The sequence below is a fragment of the Nocardioides korecus genome (assembly GCF_054778395.1).
Genome location: NZ_BAAGZO010000007.1, coordinates 159,990 through 174,768 on the forward strand (window position 1 = coordinate 159,990; position 14,779 = coordinate 174,768).

Annotated in this window: 19 protein-coding genes; 7 read left to right on the forward strand and 12 right to left on the reverse strand. The window is 74.1% G+C overall.

All coding sequences use genetic code 11. The features are described from left to right. Nucleotides 1-3 precede the first annotated feature (3 nt). The 8 genes from aqpZ to ACYVDA_RS15230 all read right to left on the reverse strand — a co-directional run bounded on the left by aqpZ (nt 4) and on the right by ACYVDA_RS15230 (nt 5,643). A complete protein-coding gene (gene aqpZ / locus ACYVDA_RS15195) occupies nt 4-789 on the reverse strand; it encodes an aquaporin Z (protein WP_460819260.1) in 786 nt (261 codons plus the stop codon). Between the two features lie 117 nt (nt 790-906). Further along, the gene (locus tag ACYVDA_RS15200; RefSeq protein WP_460819261.1) at nt 907-1,074 is read right to left on the reverse strand and encodes a hypothetical protein; all 168 of its coding nucleotides are present in this window, start codon (nt 1,072-1,074) and stop codon (nt 907-909) included. Between the two features lie 154 nt (nt 1,075-1,228). Next, nucleotides 1,229-1,942 carry an FAD-binding oxidoreductase gene (locus tag ACYVDA_RS15205; RefSeq protein WP_460819262.1) on the reverse strand — a complete coding sequence of 238 codons (714 nt, stop codon included), beginning with the start codon at nt 1,940-1,942 and terminating at the stop codon, nt 1,229-1,231. A 7-nt stretch (nt 1,943-1,949) separates the two neighbouring features. After that, on the reverse strand, nt 1,950-2,564 hold the full coding sequence (locus ACYVDA_RS15210) for a sulfite oxidase-like oxidoreductase (protein ID WP_460819263.1): 615 nt from the start codon (nt 2,562-2,564) through the stop codon (nt 1,950-1,952). Nucleotides 2,565-2,624: 60 nt separating this feature from the next. Continuing rightward, nucleotides 2,625-3,857, reverse strand: coding sequence for a D-arabinono-1,4-lactone oxidase (locus ACYVDA_RS15215; RefSeq protein WP_460819264.1), 1,233 nt, complete (start codon nt 3,855-3,857; stop codon nt 2,625-2,627). 19 nt (nt 3,858-3,876) lie between these two features. Then, nucleotides 3,877-4,497: a dihydrofolate reductase family protein gene (locus tag ACYVDA_RS15220; protein WP_460819265.1), complete on the reverse strand. Its 621-nt coding sequence runs from the start codon at nt 4,495-4,497 to the stop codon at nt 3,877-3,879. A 130-nt stretch (nt 4,498-4,627) separates the two neighbouring features. Beyond that, nucleotides 4,628-5,110 carry an FBP domain-containing protein gene (locus ACYVDA_RS15225; RefSeq protein WP_460819266.1) on the reverse strand — a complete coding sequence of 161 codons (483 nt, stop codon included), beginning with the start codon at nt 5,108-5,110 and terminating at the stop codon, nt 4,628-4,630. After that, complete coding sequence (locus ACYVDA_RS15230) at nt 5,107-5,643, reverse strand: TetR/AcrR family transcriptional regulator (protein ID WP_460819267.1); 537 nt, start codon at nt 5,641-5,643, stop codon at nt 5,107-5,109. The genes ACYVDA_RS15225 and ACYVDA_RS15230 overlap by 4 nt, the downstream gene beginning before the upstream one ends. A 252-nt stretch (nt 5,644-5,895) precedes the next feature. Between ACYVDA_RS15230 and ACYVDA_RS15235 the strand changes: the two genes are divergently transcribed. The 6 genes from ACYVDA_RS15235 (at nt 5,896) to ACYVDA_RS15260 (ending at nt 11,470) form a co-directional block, all read left to right on the forward strand. Next, entirely contained in the window at nt 5,896-7,176 is a 1,281-nt protein-coding gene (locus ACYVDA_RS15235) for an HNH endonuclease signature motif containing protein (protein ID WP_460819268.1), read from the forward strand. 175 nt (nt 7,177-7,351) lie between these two features. Further along, nucleotides 7,352-7,954 (forward strand): class I SAM-dependent methyltransferase, encoded by a 603-nt coding sequence (locus tag ACYVDA_RS15240; protein ID WP_460819269.1) that lies wholly within the window; start codon nt 7,352-7,354, stop codon nt 7,952-7,954. Between the two features lie 35 nt (nt 7,955-7,989). Further along, entirely contained in the window at nt 7,990-8,517 is a 528-nt protein-coding gene (locus tag ACYVDA_RS15245; protein WP_460819270.1) for an SRPBCC family protein, read from the forward strand. Next, a complete protein-coding gene (locus ACYVDA_RS15250; RefSeq protein WP_460819272.1) occupies nt 8,514-9,449 on the forward strand; it encodes an ABC transporter ATP-binding protein in 936 nt (311 codons plus the stop codon). The genes ACYVDA_RS15245 and ACYVDA_RS15250 overlap by 4 nt, the downstream gene beginning before the upstream one ends. Continuing rightward, nucleotides 9,446-10,282, forward strand: a complete 837-nt coding sequence (locus ACYVDA_RS15255) for an ABC transporter permease (RefSeq protein ID WP_460819273.1) — start codon at nt 9,446-9,448, stop codon at nt 10,280-10,282. Before ACYVDA_RS15250 ends, ACYVDA_RS15255 begins: the two co-directional genes overlap by 4 nt. A gap of 117 nt (nt 10,283-10,399) precedes the next feature. Beyond that, nucleotides 10,400-11,470 (forward strand): phosphatase PAP2 family protein, encoded by a 1,071-nt coding sequence (locus tag ACYVDA_RS15260; RefSeq protein ID WP_460819274.1) that lies wholly within the window; start codon nt 10,400-10,402, stop codon nt 11,468-11,470. Nucleotides 11,471-11,499: 29 nt separating this feature from the next. On the opposite strand, the gene ACYVDA_RS15265 is transcribed toward ACYVDA_RS15260, so the two are convergent. The 4 genes from ACYVDA_RS15265 to ACYVDA_RS15280 form a co-directional block, all read right to left on the reverse strand. Then, nucleotides 11,500-11,886 (reverse strand): DUF1801 domain-containing protein, encoded by a 387-nt coding sequence (locus ACYVDA_RS15265; RefSeq protein WP_460819275.1) that lies wholly within the window; start codon nt 11,884-11,886, stop codon nt 11,500-11,502. Nucleotides 11,887-11,946: 60 nt separating this feature from the next. Beyond that, complete coding sequence (locus ACYVDA_RS15270) at nt 11,947-12,831, reverse strand: ZIP family metal transporter (protein ID WP_460819276.1); 885 nt, start codon at nt 12,829-12,831, stop codon at nt 11,947-11,949. 86 nt (nt 12,832-12,917) lie between these two features. Then, a complete protein-coding gene (locus ACYVDA_RS15275; RefSeq protein WP_460819277.1) occupies nt 12,918-13,142 on the reverse strand; it encodes a hypothetical protein in 225 nt (74 codons plus the stop codon). A 130-nt stretch (nt 13,143-13,272) separates the two neighbouring features. After that, the gene (locus ACYVDA_RS15280; RefSeq protein ID WP_460819278.1) at nt 13,273-13,710 is read right to left on the reverse strand and encodes an SRPBCC family protein; all 438 of its coding nucleotides are present in this window, start codon (nt 13,708-13,710) and stop codon (nt 13,273-13,275) included. Between the two features lie 193 nt (nt 13,711-13,903). Between ACYVDA_RS15280 and ACYVDA_RS15285 the strand changes: the two genes are divergently transcribed. Beyond that, complete coding sequence (locus tag ACYVDA_RS15285) at nt 13,904-14,707, forward strand: ANTAR domain-containing protein (protein WP_460819279.1); 804 nt, start codon at nt 13,904-13,906, stop codon at nt 14,705-14,707. The last annotated feature ends 72 nt before the right edge of the window (nt 14,708-14,779 follow it).

Here is a 14,779-nt window from a genome sequence, read left to right on the forward strand (position 1 = left end):
GGCTCAGGCTCGGGTCGCCTCCTCCATCGAGGCGACGGCGCGGCGCCCGAACAACCAGGAGTACGCCGCCCCGGCAGACAGCGCGCCGACCAGCGGGAAGACCACGAACAGCCACAGCTGCCCCAGGGCGGTGCCCCCGCTGAGCAGTGCGGGCCCGAACGAGCGGGCCGGGTTGACCGAGGTGCCGTCCACCGGGATCGAGACCAGGTGGATCAGCGTCAGGGTCAGGCCGATGCTCAGGGGCGCGAAGCCGCGGGCCGCCGGCGTGTCGGTGGCGCCCAGGATCGCCAGCACGAAGATCGCGGTCAGCACCACCTCGGCGACGGCCGCGACCCACCAGGCGTAGTCACCGGGCGACTCGGCGCCGTAGCCGTTGGCACCCAGGCCCTGCGAGACCTGGTAGCCGGCCTTGCCCTCGGCCAGCGCGAGCACGATCCCCGCGCCGGCCAGCGCGGCGACCAGCTGCGTCACGACGTACGCCGGCACCTCGCGCCAGGAGATCCGGCGCGCGACGGCCAGGCCGACCGTGACGGCGGGGTTGAAGTGGCCGCCCGAGACGTGCCCCACGGCGTACGCCGCGGTGAGCACGCTGAGGCCGAACGCCGCCGCGATGCCGGCGTTGCCGATCTGGTCACCGGCCAGAACGGCCGCCCCCACGCCGCCCAGGACCAGCCACAGGGTGCCGAAGGCCTCGGCGGCCAGGCGGGCCCGCAGGGGGTAGGTGGGGGCGTCGGTCCTGGTGGTGGGCTCGGTGGTGGGCTCGACGCCCGTGTCGGTGGTGGTGCTCATCTCGTCGTCCTCTCCGCCTGCGCTGGGGCAGGCTGGCGCCGCGCCGGGTGGTTCCCGGGGCGCGGGTGGGTGGGTCGGTCCGCGGGTCGCTCGGACCGGGTGGCTACGGCGTCGTCGTCAGCGGCGACGCGAGCGTCCGAGGATGCGTCCGCGACGGCTCCCGTGGCCGCGGGCCTCACGACGCTCGTCGAGCTTGCGCCGGGCGATCGGCAGCCCGACCAGGGCCAGGAGCTTCCACAGCACCCATCCCAGGAGCGTGAACAGGTTGCGCTTGGTGCGGGCCACGACGGCTCTCTTCCTCTCGACCGCGGCCCGCGGGGCGGGCCGGGTGCGCACCGTCGTGGTGCGCGACCGAGGATGAGACGGCCGCCGGGGCCCGATCCTCACGTGGGTGTGAGCCACCCCACAGCGACCGCGCTCGGAGCAGCCGGTCGGCCGGTCAGGCCGTGGGCCCGAACCGCTCGACGCGGATGGCGGCGGGGTCGAGCCCGCAGTCCTGCAGCAACGTCTCGGCGTACGCCGCGAACCGGGCCGACCCGCAGACGAACGCGACCTCGACGCCCGCCAGCAGCGGCGCGACCTCCTCGCGCGTGGGGGCCCCGGCCCGGCGGCCGGCCACGTGCTCCCGCGTCCAGGCGATCGTGGCGCCGCCGGCGGCGAGCTCCTCGGCGTACGGCAGGTGGCCGGGGGCGCGCCCGACCGCCACGACGCGCAGCAGGTCCTCGCGACCCAGGCGACGGGCGGCGCGCAGCATGCTCACCGCCGGCACGACGCCGGTGCCGCCGACCAGGCAGAGCGCCGGCGTGGTGGTGTCCCAGGCGAACCAACGACCCAGCGGGCCGCGGACCTCGAGCACGTCGTCGACCTCGAGCACGTCGGCGAGGAACTCCGACACCTCGCCGTCGGGGAGCCGCTCCACCAGCAGCTCGAGCAGCGGGTCCTCGGGGTCGGAGGCCAGGGAGTAGGAGCGCTGCGCCGTGTAGCCGTCGGGCGCGCGCAGTCGCACCAGGTGGTGCTGACCGGGCCGGTGCCGCTGCCGCTGCGAGGGCTCCAGGCGCAGCCGCACCGTGTCGGCGGTCGGGTGGTCGATCTCGACCACGCGCGCCTCGGTCCAGGCGGTGGGCCGCGCGGTGACCTCGTCGATGGTGCTCATGAGGCCCTCAGTCGCCCTGGTAGCGCTGCTCGGCCCACGGGTCCCCGCGGTCGTGGTAGCCGTTGCGCTCCCAGAAGCCCTGCTGGTCGGTGTCGAGCAGCTCGATCCGGGAGACCCACTTGGCCGACTTCCAGAAGTAGAGGTGCGGCACGAGCAGGCGCGCCGGCCCGCCGTGCTCGCGGCTGAGCGGCTGGCCGTCGGCCTCCCAGGCCACCCAGGCCTTCGCGTCGCGCAGGTCGGCGAGCGGCAGGTTGGTGGTGTAGCCGCTGCTCGAGTGCACCAGGGCGTACGCCGCCTCGGGGCGCGGCCGGGCCTGGTCGAGCAGGAGGTCCAGGCTCACGCCCGTCCAGGTCATGTCGAACTTCGACCACGTGGTCACGCAGTGGATGTCCCCGGCGTACGTCGACCGCGGGAGCGCCCGCAGCTCCTCCCACGACCACGTGCTCGGGTGCTCGACGAGACCGTCGAGACGCAGCTCGAACTCCTCGGTCGAGACCCGCGGCGTCGCCTCGGCGGTCAGGGTCGGCCAGCCGTCGCCCACGTCGTACTGCCCCGGGGGGAGGCGGTCGCCCTGCTGCCCCCGGCGCTTGCCGAGGAAGCCGCGGGTGACGCGGCCGCTCACCGGAGGGCCCTGGGGGAGGTCGCTGCGCGCATGGTCCGATCCTCCCAGACGCCGCATCCCTCAGCCGAACAGTGGGCGCAGGTGGTCGTTGAGGAACATCCCGTGCGGGTCGAGCTCGCGGCGCAGGGCGACGAAGTCGGCGGCGCGGGGGTAGAGCTCGTGGAGCCGCTCGGGGGTGAGGAAGTGCAGCTTGCCCCAGTGCGGCCGGGCGCCGAAGTCGGCCAGCAGCGCGTCGACCGAGCGCAGGTAGTCCCAGTAGTCGGTGCCCGGGGCGCCGGACACCGAGATCACGGTCGTGGCCTGCTCGTGCTGCGGGGAGAGCCATGCCTCGTCGGCGCCGACCGTGCGGACCTCGAGCGGGTAGACCGACTCCGGCAGCCGCGTGAGCATGAGCTCCCGCATGGCCCGGACGGCGTCGGGACCGCGGTCGAGCGCGACGAAGTACTCCAGCTCGTGGAAGTTGGCGTCGTAGACCATCGGGAAGATCCGGTAGCACCGGTCGACGCGGTGACCCTCCAGGTCGCTGTCGGGGACCTCCGGACCGACCTCGTCGTAGACCTTGACGTAGCACCGGTCGGCCATCGGCTCGCCGTGCCCGTCGAGGTTGTAGAGCGCGCCGGACTCCTCGCTGGGCAGCCAGAACATGCCGAAGTGGCGGTGCTCGGCGACCAGCTCGTCCCAGTGCTCCATCACGTCCTCGAAGGGCCGCAGCCCGACGTCCTGGCGCAGGCGGTAGGCCTCGGTGACGGCGAGCTCGACCTGCGTGACCACGCCGAGCATCCCCACCGACGTCTGCGCGGCGTGCAGCAGGTCGGGTCGGTCCTCGCCGATCTCGAGCACGTCGCCGCTCGCGGTGACGACGCGCAGGCCGCGCACGGCGCCCGACAGGCTGGTGAAGCGCGTGCCCGAGCCGTGCGTGGAGGTCGCCACCGCCCCGGCGATGTGCTGGGTGTCGATGTCGCCCTGGTTGAGCAGCGCGAGGCCCGCGTCCCACAGCGGCTCGTAGAAGTCGTGGATCCGGGTCCCGGCGAGCGCGGTCGCCCGTCGACGGACCGCGTCGGTCGAGAGCACCCCGCGCATGGCCGAGAGGTCCAGGTGCAGGCCGTCGGTCGGCACGACGGGGGTGAAGGAGTGACCGGCACCGGCGACGCGGACGCCCCACCCGCGCTCGGCGGCCTCGCGCACCCGGGCGACCACCTCGGCCTCGTCGCGGGGGGCGGCGGTGGCGGCCGGGGTCGAGGTCTGGTTGCCGACCCAGTTGGTCCAGGTGGTGGTGCCGGTCGTGGTGCTCATCGAGGCTCCTCGGGTCGTCTCAGTCGCGCCAGAACAGGTGGTGCACGACGCCCTGGGAGCCGGCCACGGTCTCGTGGTGGTAGCGGTCCTCCAGGTCCTCGGGCGACGCCCAGAGCCGGGACCCGCCGCCGAGCTCGACCGGCGCGACGGAGACGTGGAGGGAGTCGACGAGGCCGGCGTCGAGGAACTGGCGGACGGTGTCGGCGCCGCCCCCGAGGCGTACGTCGCGCCCGTCGGCGGCCTCGAGCGCCTGCGCCAGGACCTCCTGCGGGGTGCCCGCGACGAAGTGGAAGGTGGTCTCCCCCAGGGTGAAGGAGGGCCGCTCGTGGTGGGTCATCACGAGGACCGGGGTCCGGAACGGCGGCTCGTCGCCCCACCAGCCCCGCCACTCCTCGTCCGTCCACGGCCCGCGCTGGGGTCCGAACTTGTTGCGGCCCATGATCTCGGCGCCGACGTCGCGACCCCACTCGCGCACCAGGAGGTCCTCCAGCCCGCGGCTGCCGCCCGGCTCGGTGCGACCCGGGAAGCTGGCGGTGCCGAACGCCCAGCCCATGAGGTCGCGCGGGTCGGCGTGGCCGAAGGGCTGCTCGAGGGACTGGTCGCGGCCGGCGGCGTAGCCGTCGCGGGACACTCCGATCATGGGGACCCTGACCTGCTGGCTCACCGCTGCTCCTCCCGACGACGTGTCTCGTGATGGTGGCAGACGGGACTGACAGTGCGGTAGGACCGGCGCCGGCCGGTCGTGGCGCCGGTCCTACCCGGGTCCTCCCCTAGGCGAGGACCCGGTCGACGAACTGGTCGAGGTTGCGACGCAGTCGGGCGACCGCCTCCTCCACCGAGAGGGTCTCGCGCAGGCTGGCGGCCCCGGAGACCTTGCGACCGCGGACGTAGAGCGAGCACGCCAGGTCGCGGCAGATCCACAGCCCGGTCGAGTCGCCCTTCCTCCCCGCCGCCCCGGTCCTGCGGGCGACGTTCAGCGCGACCCCGCCACCGGAGTGCGCGGTGATGCAGATCTGGCACATCGAGCTGCGCGCCCCTCCCCCGCTCCCCTGGCGCAGCTGCAGGCCGACGAGTCCCCCGTCGCGCTCGAGGACCAGGTAGGCCCGCTGGGAGCCCGAGGGGTCCGGCCACCCCAGGAAGTCGAGGTCGGCCCACGGCACGGTCTCCAGGTCGGGCAGGCCCGCGCGGGTCGCCTCGCCCTTGGAGCAGTTGACGAACGACGCTCGGATCTCGCGCTCGGTGAGGGGTGTCATCGGGTCTCCCAGTGGCTGAGCAGGGTGTCGAGCGCGTCGATCGAGCGCCGCCAGGACGACTCCGCGTCGGGCTCGCTGTGGTCGAAGGAGCCGCCGAGCTCGAGGTCGACGAAGCCCCGCACGAGAGCCCCGATCAGGCGCACGGCGTGGGTGCGGTCCGGCTCCGGCACGGCGTACCCGATCAGGACGGCGCGCGCCATCGCCGCGTGCCGCGGCCCGGCGCTGGCCCGTGCGGTCTCCGGGTCGAGCCGGAGCTGGGCGGCGGCGTGGCGCCCCGGGTGCTCCCGGGCGTAGTCACGGTAGACGTCGGCCAGCGCCACCAGCGCGTCCCGGCGCGACCGGCCCGCGAGCGCGTACGCCGCCCGGTCGGCCTGCTCCTCCAGCGCCAGCAGCGCGATCCGCGTGCGGAGGTCGTCGGAGCTCGCGAGGTGGGAGTAGATGCTCGCCGGCCGCACCCCGAACCTGCGCGCCAGCGCCGACACCGTCACCGCCGCGAACCCCTCCGCGTCTGCCAGCTCCGCCCCCGCCGTCACCAGCCGCTCCACCGTCAACCCCGCCCGCACGTGCCTGCCCTCCGTAGTCTGGTGCCTACAGCCTATAGGTGATGCCGTGCAGTCAATCGCCGGGGCGCCCTCCTCGGCCGGGGCGCGCTCCCCGGTCGGGTCCCCCGTCGGTCTCGCAGGGCCGAAGGCCCGACGTCGAAACCCGGTGATCACCACGAACGACCAGGTCAGCGGCCATCTCGACCCCGTCGTCTTGTCGGTGGTCGCTGCCAGAATGGACCCATGAGCAGCCACCCCCACGACGACCCGACCGGTGCCCCCGCGCACCCGTTGGTCGACCTCGTGGACCGGCTGCGCACCCGGCTGGACCGCCTCACCGGGCCAGGGGCGCGACCCGTGTGGGGCCTCACCGACCCCGAGAAGCGCCACGTCCTGGTCGAGCTCGCCGCCATCACCAACCAGCTCGACGCAGTCCGTCTCGACGTCCTCGCCGAGGCCGAGCGGACCGGCGCCACCGACGCCTCCGGTGCCCGGTCGGCCGCGGACTGGGTCGCGATCGAGACCCGCCAGCGCCGTGCCCACGCTCGCGCCGATCTCAGCCTCGCCTCCCACCTCGAAACCCACCGGCCGCTGCACGACGCCGTGGCTGCAGGGGGCGTGAGCATCGACCAGGCCCGCGCGATCATCACCTCCCTCGACCTGCTCCCGTCTACCGGCGACCTCGCCGTCACCCCCGAGGAGCGCCGCGAGGCCGAGGAGTGGTTGATCGGTCAGGCCGCGCACCACGACGCCACCGCCCTGCGCACCCTGGGCCGGCACCTGCTCGAGGTGATCGTTCCGGACCGGGCCGAGGAGATCGAAGGACGCCTCCTCGAAGCAGAAGAAGCAGCCGCCGCGCGCCGGACCACCTTCACGATGCGCGAGGACGACCAGGGCACCTGCCACGGGCGGTTCCGGATCCCGACCCGGCACGGCCACATGCTGACCAAGATGCTGCAGTCCCTGACCCCGCCACCCAGCAACGCCGCAGACGTGGAGTCGCAGCCGCTGCCGGTTCGACTGGGGATCGCGTTCACCGACCTGATCGAGCGGATCCCGGCCACCGCCCTGCCCACGAGCGGCGGCGTGGGAGCGACCGTCGTGGTGACGATGACCCTGGACCAGCTCCTGGCCCGCCTCGACACCGCCGGGGTCTGCACCCTGGACACCGGCGCAAGACTCACTGCCGCCGAAGCCCGTCGGCTCGCCGCCCGCGCCGGCGTCATCCCCCTGGTCCTGGGCGGCGCCTCGGTCCCGCTCGACGCCGGCCGCACCCGACGCCTCTACTCAGCCCAGCAGCGCATCGCCCTGCAGCAGCGCGACAAGCACTGCACCGCCGCCGGCTGCACCACCCCACCCGCCCTGTGCCACGCCCACCACGACCAGCCCTGGTCCACCGGCGGAGCGACCGACCTCGCCAACGGACGCCTCCTCTGCGGCCACCACCACAGACGAGTCCACGACCCCGCCTACCGCCACGAACGGCACCCCGACGGCACCATCCGCTTCCACCGGCGCGAGTGAGCCACGCTCCGCTCCAACGCCACACGACCGTGGCCTCGACGACGGGCGCAGAGCGCCCTGCTCGACCGACGGGGCAACGCCCTGCGCCGCCGACGGGCAGGGACCGGCTCGGCCGACGGGGCTGCGCCGCTCCTCGACGGACGGGCGGCGGACCGCGGGCGTCTAGCCTCAGCGGGTGGCGACCAGCGACGTGGGGGCGGCGTACGACGCCCGGGCCGAGGAGTACGCCGACCGGCTGGGGGCGCTCGACCAGATGGCCGCGGAGGATCGGGCCCGGATCCTCGGGTGGGCCGCCGAGCACCCGGGTCGGCTGCTCGACGCCGGGTGCGGCCCGGGCCACTGGGCCGACGCGCTCACCTCGGCCCGCCCCGACCCGGTCGTGGCGGTGGACGTCTCGAGGAGGTTCCTGGACCGCGCCCGGACCCGGTTCCCGCGGGTCGCGTTCGTCCGCGCGGACCTGGCGGCGCTCCCCGTCGCCGACGGATCCTTCGACGCCGTGCTGGCGTGGTTCTCCCTCATCCACGCGAGACCGGCGGAGCTGCCTCGCCTCGTCGGCGAGCTGGCGCGGGTCCTGGCGCCGGGCGGCTCGCTGATGGTCGGCTACTTCCACGGGGAGCCGGGCACCCGGTTCGACCACGCGGTCACCACCGCCCACCACTGGAGCGCCGACGCCCTGGCCGACCTGCTGGGCGTCCACGACCTCCACGTCGACCACGTCGACGTGCGACGACCCCCCGGGCAGCGGGCGCTGGGAGCCCTCGCCGCCACCCGAGGGTGACGGTTCGACTTGGAGGGGGGCCCGAGACTGGGCCCATGACGACAGTGACGCGCACGTTCACCGTGAAGCCCTCCCCGCAGAGGGTCATCGACTACCTCAAGGACTTCTCGCACGCCGAGGAGTGGGACCCGGGCACCGAGTCCTGCACGCGCAACGACGCCGGTCCGGTCCAGGTCGGCAGCACCTGGCACAACGTCTCCAAGATCGCCGGGGTCTCCACCGAGCTCACCTACGAGCTGACCGAGCTGACCGGCGAACGCATCGTCCTGGTCGGGAGGAACGAGACCGCCACCTCGACCGACACCATCACCGTGAAGCCCCACGGCGAGGGCAGCGAGGTGACCTACGAGGCCGTCATCGAGATGAGGGCGCCGCCAAGCTCGCCGCCCCGCTGGTCAAGCTGGTCTTCGAGAAGATCGGCAACGACACCGAGGACGACATGGTCAAGGTCCTCGACAGCCGCGCCTGACGCCGACGGCACCGGCCGCTCCCGCCCTTCGGCCCCGCCGTACCGTGGAGCGGTCGGTGCACTCGTGCCGCAGCACCGAGAGGCACCGTGGTGATCGAGGCCCGCGCACTGACCAAGAGGTACGACGAGAAGCTGGCCGTCGACGACCTGTCCTTCATCGTCCGGCCCGGCATGGTGACCGGCTTCCTGGGCCCGAACGGCGCCGGCAAGTCCACGACCATGCGGATGATGCTGGGGCTGGACCGGCCGACGTCGGGATCGGTCCAGGTCAACGGCAAGCCGTACGCCGACCACGCCGCCCCGCTCCACGAGGTCGGCGCCCTCCTCGAGGCCCGGGCCGTCCACCCCGGCCGGAGCGCCCGCAACCACCTGCGCGTGCTGGCCGCGACCTCGGGGATCGGACGCGCCCGCGTCGACGAGGTCCTCGACATGGTCGGCCTCACCGACGTGGCCGGCAAGCGCGTGGCCGGCTTCTCCCTCGGGATGGGCCAGCGCCTGGGCGTGGCCGCGGCCCTGCTGGGCGACCCGCAGACCCTGGTGCTCGACGAGCCGGTCAACGGTCTCGACCTCGACGGCATCCGGTGGATCCGGTCGCTGCTCACTCGCCTGGCGGGCGAGGGCCGCACCGTCTTCCTCTCCTCCCACCTGATGAGCGAGATGGCCGTGACGGCCGACCACGTCATCGTCGTGGGCCAGGGCAAGCTGCTGCGCGACCAGCCGATGGCCGACTTCATCCGCGAGGCCTCGGTCGACTCGGTCCGGGTGCGGACCCCGGAGCGCGACCACCTCGCCGGGCTCCTGCGCCGAGCGGGCGGGACGGTCACCGACCCGGCTCCCGGCGCCGCCGCGGCCGACGACCCCACGTCGGACGCCTTCGACGTCCAGGGCCTCAGCAGCCAGCAGATCGGCACCGTCGCCGGCGAGGCCGGCCTCACCCTGTGGGAGCTCAGCCCCCGCAGCGGCTCGCTCGAGGACGCGTACCTGGCCCTGACCCACGACTCCCTCGACTTCCAGGACGCCCGATGACCCTCACCGGCACCACGACCCCCGCCGCGCCCTCCGGTGCCCGCACCCGCTCGGACGACCGGCTCGACGGGCCGGTGACGCTGCGCCACGTGATCGGCTCGGAGTGGCTGAAGTTCCGCACCCTGCGCTCGTCCCTGGTCGTCCTGGCGGCCGCGATGGCCGCCATGGTGGTCTTCGGGGCGATCATCGCCCACAACACCCGCAACCCCGCCGGGCTCGACCCGGAGGACGTGGTCGCCTCGGGTCCCCTCCAGGGCTACTACATGGGGCAGCTGCTGATGGCCGCGCTCGGGGTGCTGGTGGTCAGCGGGGAGTACAGCAGCGGCATCATCCGGGCCACCCTGGCCGCGGTCCCGCGCCGCCAGCCCGTGCTGGTGGCCAAGGTGGTCGTGTTCACCGTCGTCGTCGGGATCGCCATGACGGCCGCCTCGGTCGTCGCGTTCCTGGTCGCCCAGGCGTTCCTCTCCGGCTACCGCCCGACCTCCAGCCTGTCCGACCCCGCCACCTTGCGGGTCGTGGTCGGCACCGGCGTCTACCTCACCCTGGTCGGCCTGCTCGGCAGCTCCCTGGCCTGGATCGTGCGGAGCACCCCCGGAGCCCTGGTGGCGGTGATCGGGCTGATCCTGATCCTGCCCGTGCTGTTCGGCCTGCTGCTCCCGACCTGGGGCACCCACGTCGCGGCGTACCTCCCCACCGGGGCGGGCGCGAGCTTCTCCACCAGCCTCCCCCGGCCCAACGCCCTGCCGCCGTGGCCCGGTCTGGCCGTGATGGTCGCCTGGGTCGTCGTCGGTCTCCTGGTCGCGTCCTGGTCGCTGCGCCGGCGCGACGCCTAGCCCCACCCGGGCCGCCCCACCGGACGGCCGTGACAGAAACCACCCCCGGGGAGGCGCCCGCGTCGCGGCCCGGGGCCGTGCGGTCCCTTAGGGTCCTGGGGTGGACGGGACGACCTCATGACCGCGCACACGGCGGCCGACGCTCCCGTGGCGCGTCCCGTCGACGACGAGGTCCGGCTGGCCTGGCGCCTCGCCAGGCGGCTGTGGTCGGTGGTGGCCGTGTTCGTCGTCATCGGCATCGCCCGGGCCGTGCAGGTCGGGATCCCCTTCCGCGACCCCCACGGCGCGTGGCTGGTGACGCGGGTCGGGCTCACGGCGCTGGTCTTCGTGGTGCTCGTCGCGGTGGACGGGCTGGTGCGCACCGGACGACCCTGGTCCCTGGCTCGGACGGTGGGCGTGGTGCGCGAGCGGTGGACGCCGCAGCGGCTGGCGTCGGCCTGGGTGGCCCTGCTGGCCTACAACGTCACCTACTTCACCTACCACAACCTCAAGAGCTGGGACGCCTTCAACGTCCCCCGCGACGACCTGCTGGCCGGGTGGGACCGGTGGCTCTTCGCCGGCCACACGCCGGCGGTGCTGCTGCACGACCTGCTCGGCCAGGACGCGGCGGCGTGGTCCCTGCAGGTCTGGTACGAGACCTTCGGGACGCTGGTCATCATCGCGTTCCCGGCAGCCGTGGTGCTGGCCCCGCGCACCAAGGACGCGTACGCCGCCATCGCGGCCTTCGTCTGGGTGTGGATCCTCGGCACGGCGACCTACTACCTGATCCCCTCGCTCGGGCCCTTCCACGCCTCCCCCGGCGACTTCGCGGGCCTGCCGCACATGTCGATCCAGGACACCCAGTCGCGCTACATGGCCCAGCGCGCCTACCTGCTCGCGCACCCGCACGCGAGCGACGCCTACGCCCAGGTCTCCGCCTTCGCCAGCCTGCACGTGGGGGTCAGCGCCACGATCCTGGGCGTGGCCTGGTGGCACCGGATGCGGCGCACGACGATCGTGATGGCCGTCTACCTGCTGGGCACGCTGGTGGCCACGGTCTACCTGGGCTGGCACTTCGCGGTCGACCTGCCGGCCGGGCTGCTGATCGCGGCGCTGGCCTGGGTGCTGGGGCCGCTCACGGTCGGCGTACGCCGCCCCGCACGCGCACGGCCGACGACGCCAGCCGCGGCCGACGCCGCCCAAGGCTGACCCCGACGGCCGGCCGGTGCCGCTGAGGCTCAGGTCCCCCGGGACAGCCGGCGCCAGCCGCCGCGGCGGTTGTTCTCCGCCACCGCCGCGACGAGGTCGCGGAAGGGCCCCTCGGGCAGCGTGTCGCCGGAGTACAGCTGGATCGACCGGGCGGTGCTGTTGCCGTGGCCCTGGTTGATGATCCCAGCGGGGTCGGGTGCGACCGGGTCGTAGACGAAGACGTTGACGTGGTCGCGGGTCGACTGGAGCGCGCAGATGTTGCCCTGGAGGACGAAGTAGGGGCGGTCCGTGCGCTTGACCGTCTCCTCGACCTCGGGGACGGCCTCGTGGACGAGGGCCCGGACGCGCGCGCCGACGTCGCCCTGCCACGCCGGCATCGCCTGGATCAGGGCGGTCACGCGGTCGTCGTACGGCACGCTCGGACGCTAGCCGGGCCCGCCGGGCACGGTCCAGGGACCGGCGGCGCGGGGGCTGGGTCAGACGCCCGCGGCGGTGACGATGGCGTCGGTCGCGAACCCGGCCAGCAGACCGATCAGCAGGCCGTAGGCGAGCAGGTCCGAGCGACGGGCGCGGGCCGCGACCCCGAGGAGCTGGGCCACGACGTAGACGATGGAGCCGGCGGCCAGGGTCAGGAACAGCACGCTGACCGGCTCGGAGGTGAACGAGTGACCGATGGCGGTGCCGACGAAGGTGGGCCCGCCGCCGATCAGCGCCATGGCGCCGAGGAAGCCCCAGCTGGGGCGCAGGAGGGCGCCGTCCTCGTCGACGTCGCCGGCCAGCGGCGCCACGATGCCGAAGCCCTCGGTGGCGTTGTGCAGGGCGAAGCCGACGACGAGCAGGGTGGCCAGGGCGATCTCGCTGCGCGCGGCCGCCTGCCCGATGGCCAGGCCCTCGGCGAAGTTGTGGAGGCCGATGCCCACCGCGATCATCAAGGACGTACGCCGGGCGGCGGACCACGTCGCCGGGCCCGCCAGGCCGGATCCCCCGACCCGGTGGGGTCGCTCGGTCACCGACTGCGCGCCCGGGCCGACCCGCGAGGCGGAGGCCGAGCGGGCGAGCCGTCGGTCGTAGGCCACCAGCCCGAGCAGGCCCGCGGCCAGACCGCCGGTGAACAGGAGGCCGTAGCCAACCACCGGGCCCAGACCCCCGGTCCCGGCGTGGGTCGCGACCAGGGCGGCGTCGAGCGGCTCCCAGGCCGCGGAGAACACGTCCCAGACCAGGAAGAGCAGCACCCCGACGGCGACGCCGTTCAGGACGACCCGCACCGACGGCGACAGGCCCCTCATCCGGCCGAGCGGCATGCCCAGCAGGATCGTGACGCCGGCGATGAAGCCGAGCAGCAGGGTGTTTCCCAGGCCCATGGTCGGGTCCTCCTCTTAGGTCAGCCTCACCTTACGCCGCGACCGAGGCGAGGACCACCGGCGGTCCACGTCCCCGCCGGTCGGCCTCAGGGGTCGAGCCCGGGACCCGGGACCGAGGCGATCACGGCCCTCGCCGCCTCCGCCATGCCGGTCCCCCGGGAGAGGGCCTCCCAGACCAGCCTGCGCGCGGCGCCCACCTCGTCGAGCGCGTGGCGTCGGGCCAGGACCTCGACCGCGCCCATCAGCGCGGGCCGTGCTCGCACGGCGTCCAGCAGCGCGATCCACCCGGGCTCGTCGTCGTCCTCGTCCATCGGCTCCTCCAGCCCAGCGCCGCGGTCGCGGCGCACGTCGGGTGGTCAGGGCCCGTCCGGGAACCGTACGTCGGCCACCCCCGGTACGTCGGAGGTGTCGCTGCACGGGGCCGGTCCGGGCCCCTGCGGTCTAGCCCTCGCGACGCTCGGCGAGGTAGGCCAGCCGACGCAGGGTCTCGCCGTTGCGCCAGGCGATCATGGGGGCCCGCACCGGCAGCGGCACCAGACGACCCGGCCCGTGGGTGGCGTCCTCGTCGATCACGACCCGGGTGCCTCCCGGGACCGCCTCGAGGACGATGTTGACCCTGGCCTCCCCGAGCGGCCAGCCCTTGGCCTGCAGGCTGAGCTGCTCACGCGGGCGGCACTCCAGGCTCACGGTGTCGTCGTCGACCACCGCCGGCCACGCCCCGACCGAGTGGTGGAGCCGGGCCCCGGGGGCGGGCCAGGTGTCGTCCACCTCGCGCATGCGGGTGGCACCGACCACCCAGAGCGGGTACAGCCAGCCGTCGGCGAGGACGTCCCAGACCTGGTCGGGGGTCGCTGCCATGACGCGGGTTCGTGAGGTCATGGTGCGCCGTACCCAGGCGGCGACCGGCTCACCCCCACCCCCACGGGCGAGGGTCCCGACGGGCCCGGGGGCCGGGCGCCGAGGAGCCCTCGGCGAGGCACTATTCTGAGGTCCGCCGCCGAACCAGCGGCCACCCCGCACGTGGGGCGCACGCCCCGCTCCCGCCCGACGCCCGCCCGACGACAGGCCTCCCGTGGACCGACACAACCCGCTCGAGGTCGCAGCGGCCATGCAGTCGGTGGCGCACGAGCTGAGCTCGCGCACCGACCTCGCCTCCACCCTGGACACGCTCGTGCGGGGCGCGGTCACGGCCCTGCCCGACGTCGACCACGCCGGCATCTCGGTGGTCCAGCGTCGCGGTCGCATCGAGACCCTGGCGACCACCGGTGCCTTCGTCGACGCGCTGGACGACCTCCAGCACTCCCGCAAGGAGGGGCCCTGCGTCGATGCGGTCTTCGAGCAGCCCGTGGTCCGGGTGCAGCACGCCCGCCACGAGACCCGCTGGCCGCGGTTCATGCCCGCGGCGGTCGAGCTGGGACTGCGCTCGCAGCTGGGCATCCGGCTCTACACCGAGGACCGCACGATCGGCGTGCTGAACCTCTACTCCACCTCCTCCGACAGCATCACCGACGAGGTCGAGCAGATGGCTGAGCTGTTCGCGGCGTACGCCACCTCGGCGCTGGGGCGGGCCCAGGGCCAGGACGCGCTGGACAGCGCGATGGCCTCGCGCCAGCTGATCGGGCAGGCGACCGGGATCGTGATGGAGCGGTTCTCCCTGGACGAGAGCCACGCCTTCGAGTACCTGCTGAGGGTCTCGTCGCTGACCAACACCAAGCTGCGCGACATCGCCCGCGAGATGGTGGAGACCGCGGGCACGAGCTTCACGACGCGCGACGCGGAGGGGGACGCAGGCGGTCCTGGGGGAAGGTCGGCCTCCACCCCAGGGGGTGGACTTGGGCGCACGGAGTTTCGCGGGCCCGGTGGAGGGGCACGGTAGGAGGACGGCACCGGGGGCCGAGAACAGCCCCGGCCACACGCGCTGTAGACACCGGCGACGACCCAGATCGAC